4 protein-coding genes and 1 tRNA gene are annotated in these 4,319 nt (G+C 36.7%); 2 read left to right on the top strand and 3 right to left on the bottom strand.

The annotated features are described in order from the left end of the window. Positions 1-71 precede the first annotated feature (71 nt). Together VB713_RS13895 and VB713_RS13890 are read left to right on the top strand one after the other, a co-directional pair. Positions 72-1,259: an ATP-binding protein gene (locus VB713_RS13895; RefSeq protein WP_323312110.1), complete on the top strand. Its 1,188-nt coding sequence runs from the start codon at positions 72-74 to the stop codon at positions 1,257-1,259. A 1-nt stretch (position 1,260) separates the two neighbouring features. After that, positions 1,261-1,974, top strand: a complete 714-nt coding sequence (locus tag VB713_RS13890) for a hypothetical protein (RefSeq protein WP_323312109.1) — start codon at positions 1,261-1,263, stop codon at positions 1,972-1,974. A 47-nt stretch (positions 1,975-2,021) separates the two neighbouring features. Here the strand turns inward: VB713_RS13890 and VB713_RS13885 are convergent, their stop codons facing one another. The 3 genes from VB713_RS13885 to VB713_RS13875 form a co-directional block, all read right to left on the bottom strand. After that, positions 2,022-3,287: a glutamate-5-semialdehyde dehydrogenase gene (locus VB713_RS13885; protein ID WP_323312108.1), complete on the bottom strand. Its 1,266-nt coding sequence runs from the start codon at positions 3,285-3,287 to the stop codon at positions 2,022-2,024. 4 nt (positions 3,288-3,291) lie between these two features. Beyond that, positions 3,292-3,696 carry a hypothetical protein gene (locus VB713_RS13880; RefSeq protein ID WP_323312107.1) on the bottom strand — a complete coding sequence of 135 codons (405 nt, stop codon included), beginning with the start codon at positions 3,694-3,696 and terminating at the stop codon, positions 3,292-3,294. A 431-nt stretch (positions 3,697-4,127) separates the two neighbouring features. Continuing rightward, positions 4,128-4,199: transfer RNA gene (locus VB713_RS13875), tRNA-Gly, on the bottom strand. Positions 4,200-4,319: the final 120 nt, after the last annotated feature.

Genomic DNA, 4,319 nt, shown 5'->3' with positions numbered 1-4,319 from the left:
CTATGAGGCTTATTCTGTCTGCATTTTAACCATTTTTGTCATCCCGTCAGGTAAAATTGGTAAACAAGGTTATGACTATAAAATTAACAACAGCAAAAATTGAAAACTTTAAAAGTTTAGGTGATATTTCTTTAAGTTTTAGAGATTTAACAATGATAGTAGGTTCTAATTCTAGTGGTAAATCTAATTCATTAGAGTCCCTGAATTTTTTTAAGCACTTGCTAGTTTCAGATTCTTTATCATTAGAAACTATTCAGACATTAGTTAGACTAGGAAAAGAAAAAATTAATTTAAAACTTATAGTAGAAGATGATGAACGCAATCAAGCTGAATATAATGTATGTTTGAAAACGAATAAAAAAAATGTGCGGATTGCTACTGAAATTTTAAAAGTCAATGAACATGAGGTAATTAAAGTTATCAATGGTGAAGGAGAAGTACGTGATGAAGATGGACAAAATTCTCAACCATATAAATCAGATCCTGAAAGTATAGAGAGTTTAGCATTACGTTCTGCTGGTAATTTTGGCAATAAACCTTTTACTAAAAAATTAGCGAGCTATATTAGAGACTGGAAATTTTATAATATAGACCCTGATGATATCAGAAAATATTCATTATTTATGGAAAGGGTAAAATTGATTAAAACAACAGAAGATAATGATAGAATACCCAATCTTGATAATGAAGCTAGTGAAATTCAAGAAGTGTTAAATTATTGGGCTAAAAATGATAGAAATCGAATTAATGACATTACACAAGAACTACAAAGTTGTCTGAATATTAGCTTGAATTTAGTTGGTAAAAAAGACCCTATGGTCAACGTTTTAGAACTAGATGGTAAACAAATGCCCTTGTCAGGTATGTCAGATGGAACTTTAAGATTAATTGCTTATTTGACACTACTTTACCAGTCAGATTCAGATATGCCAAGTCTTATTGGTATTGAAGAACCTGAAATGAATTTTCACCCAGGTATTCTTAAAGATGTTGCTTCAATTATGAAAAGACTATCTAAAAGAACTCAAGTAGTACTAACAACTCACAGTTCTCAACTGCTAGATTGCTTTTCTCCAGAAGAAATATCATCTGATATATCAATTATACTTTTAAGTCAAAAAGGTGAATTAGGAACTAGAGCCTGTTTATTAGATCAATTAGCTGAAAATCGTGATGATCTTTCAGATTGGATGAATGATTTTGGTATAGGTAGCGCAATATATCATAGTCATTTAATAGAAGGAATTTTAGCTAGTTAATATGCCTAGTATTCGTATTTGGACTCCTGAATCTGACTATGATAGGGATGCTGTTTGTTGTATTGCTAGAAAAATTGCTCAATATTATGATTGTGATTTAACAATTGATTATGCTACTAAATCAGCTTTCAGCGAAGTAGCCAGAAAACCAGGAGGTTTAAAAAAAGCAGTAGATATCTATTTGAAAAGAGATGATTTGGTAATCTTTTTGATAGATTCAGATGGAATTCAATCTCAAGCTCAAAGACGTAAGGAAAATAATTCTTTATTGAACCAAATTCAGCAAGTAGTTCAAGCATCGGAAGGTAAAGCTAAACTAATTTTGATGGTGCAAGAATTTGAAGCTTGGTTGTTAGTAGATTGTCTAGGAATTTGTTGTTATTTTACCGAAAAACCAGAAAATAGGTATAATCAAGACTGGATAAATTTTTCTAGACGTAAGCAACTTGGAAAAACAAATTTAATAGCAGAATCAGAATCTGGGGGTAGAGGAGCAAAAGAGTATTTAGAACAATTTTCACGAGAAATATTAATTAAGAAAAATCCTAATTTAAAGAATAAGCTTAATAATCTCAAAAATATGCAATATGAAGAAAAACAATCACCCAAAGTGGCAGATTATATAGAAATTGATGATCAGAGTATTAGACGGAATGATTCTTTAGAGGAGTTTGCCAAATGTTTAAAAGATTTAGGGCTGAGAAACCAATTATGACAAAAATTTATCTGTTTCAAGCCCCAAGTATACTTAACTCCTCACTACTAAAATCGCCCATTTCCCTGGACGATGTGCTTCACTGTCGTTAATGTCTCCAAACTAATAAATCCCCTGCGGTGTCCTTTTTGATTGGACATTCCCAAAAATACGGCATCTCCCCGTGAGGAGTTGCGGGCAAAACGCGGGGATGCGTTGATGTAGGTGGAGGCGCTATTTACTCCTAAAGCAAATTGGCGACTTTCTTGATAGGATTCTGTGACGATGCAATCAGCATGACTGCTACTATATTGATTAATCCAAGCGATCGCACTTTCTAAGCTATCCACCAACTTAAAAGCCACTGTTTTCGTTAAATACGGCGTTCCCCATTCTCCATCTTTCGCTAACTGCAACTGAGGAAAAGCTGCCACTAATTCTGCATCTGCTTTCAGTTCAAAGCCTTTGTCCTTTAAGCTATTCCACAACACAGACAACGAAGATGGCAAAGCTTGACGATGAATAAGCACCTTTTCAATGGCATTTACCGGATCTGGTTCACTCTCATGACTATCGAGAATCATCAAACGCACCATTTCCAAGCTACTATTGAGCGACCAGTACAGGTAACAATTACCCATTGCTGACTTTAAAACTGGACAAGTTGCTTGTCTTACCACCTGCTGGATTAGGCTAGAACGTCCATAGGGAATGACTAAACTTAAATATTGGTCTTGAGTAACTAAATTTCGAATTGAAGTACCATGTTCGGCGGTAACTAGTTCTATACAGCCGGCTGGTAAACCAATATCAGTAATAGCATTTTGCAGTACTTCGGCGATCGCAGCATTAGAATGACTAGCCTCCGTACTACCTTTGAGAATCACACTATTACCAGTTTTAATACAAAACCCAGCTGCGATCGCACCCAAATCAGGAAAAGCCTCGTAAATAAATCCAATTACGCCCAAAGGCATTAACTGGGTATAACTCTGAGAGTCTTCCTGTTGATAATCGGCATTTCTAACCCGTCGTAGCGGATCTGATAATTCCCCCAAACGTTGGAGAATTGTCACTGCATTTTCTAATCTTGAAGGAGTTAGCTTCAGCCAATCTAAAATCAATTCTGAGACTGCCATTTCTCGACTTGCTTCTAGATCAAGTGTATTGGCTTCGAGAATATCGTCAGAATAACGTTTGAGAGCCTGTGCCATAGCTAACACAGCACGACTCCGGTCTGCCCCTTTGGTAGTCCCTAATTTCAGGGAAGCTTGATAAGCGTGTTTGGCGCTATTCATTGGTTCGGGACAATCATCAAAAGCTTCAACGGTCATTGAGTTAACGTCTGTAGGTAAGCCAGAACATAATTATTGTCAGAATCACCAATAGCGCCGCCACTATTGCCCAGGTAATAGTGCTAGAGCCATTTGCCAATCGTAATGCTAATGGTAATATAATCACTAGCACAAAAATAATGCCCAAAGCTATCGGCAGATAAATTTCTCCCAACTTGGGTTGGATGACATTCCAGCTATTCCCTGTCCAGCGCCAAGCTCGTTTATAGGGATAGGTGGTGGAAAGTTGTTCCAATATATAGCCATTATCTTCGACGACGAAAATTTGCTGACAGCGATCGCAACCAAATGCTTCTGTCAGCGTAATCGGGATTAACTGTCCCCGGCGACGGCAAGGACAGGTATACTCCGTATTGAAATCTATTTTTTCAGGTTTTTTAGATAGCACAAGCGATATAAATGACTTGAGCGAGTTTTTCTTAACAGTTTTTGGTAGTGATTCCCAGAATTACTTCTTGGATTACTTATTTCTACAAATCAGCGTTATTAACGGAGTTCTTTACCAACCGTTGCTGCGAGGAGGAAAACCTCTCACTCGTTCAACCCTGCTTTCATAAGTTAATTTTAGTCGTGGTGAACATCGCCACAGTCAGGACTACTTCTAGTATATTTCTGGCTGCATTGATGTCGCTATTTTTAACTTGACAAAATACCCAACCTGAAAAAATTTAGCTACACTGATATCCTCGTAAAACTTGAAGATGCTGCCGCTAAGGGATGACACACCAAATTTAACTTGCCTATTGCTTTTCTGTGGATTAAACCACAAAGGTCAGAAGTTAAACAACGTGAGTTTTACTTTGATATTAATTTTTGAAAAGCGGGTAACGCGATTCGAACGCGCGACATCAACCTTGGCAAGGTTGCGCTCTACCACTGAGCTATACCCGCAACTTTCACACTAATATCACTATCTCAGCTTTATCCCAGTTTGTCAACCCCTAAATTTATTTTTTTTGGTAATGGGTAATGGGTAATGGGTAATGGGTAATGGGTAATGGGTAATGGGTA

The organism is Anabaena cylindrica UHCC 0172 (assembly GCF_034931625.1).
GTDB classification, from domain to species: Bacteria; Cyanobacteriota; Cyanobacteriia; order Cyanobacteriales; family Nostocaceae; genus Anabaena; species Anabaena cylindrica_A.
Note: the sequence above shows the minus strand (reverse complement) of the source record. Positions and strands in the feature narration are given on the sequence as shown.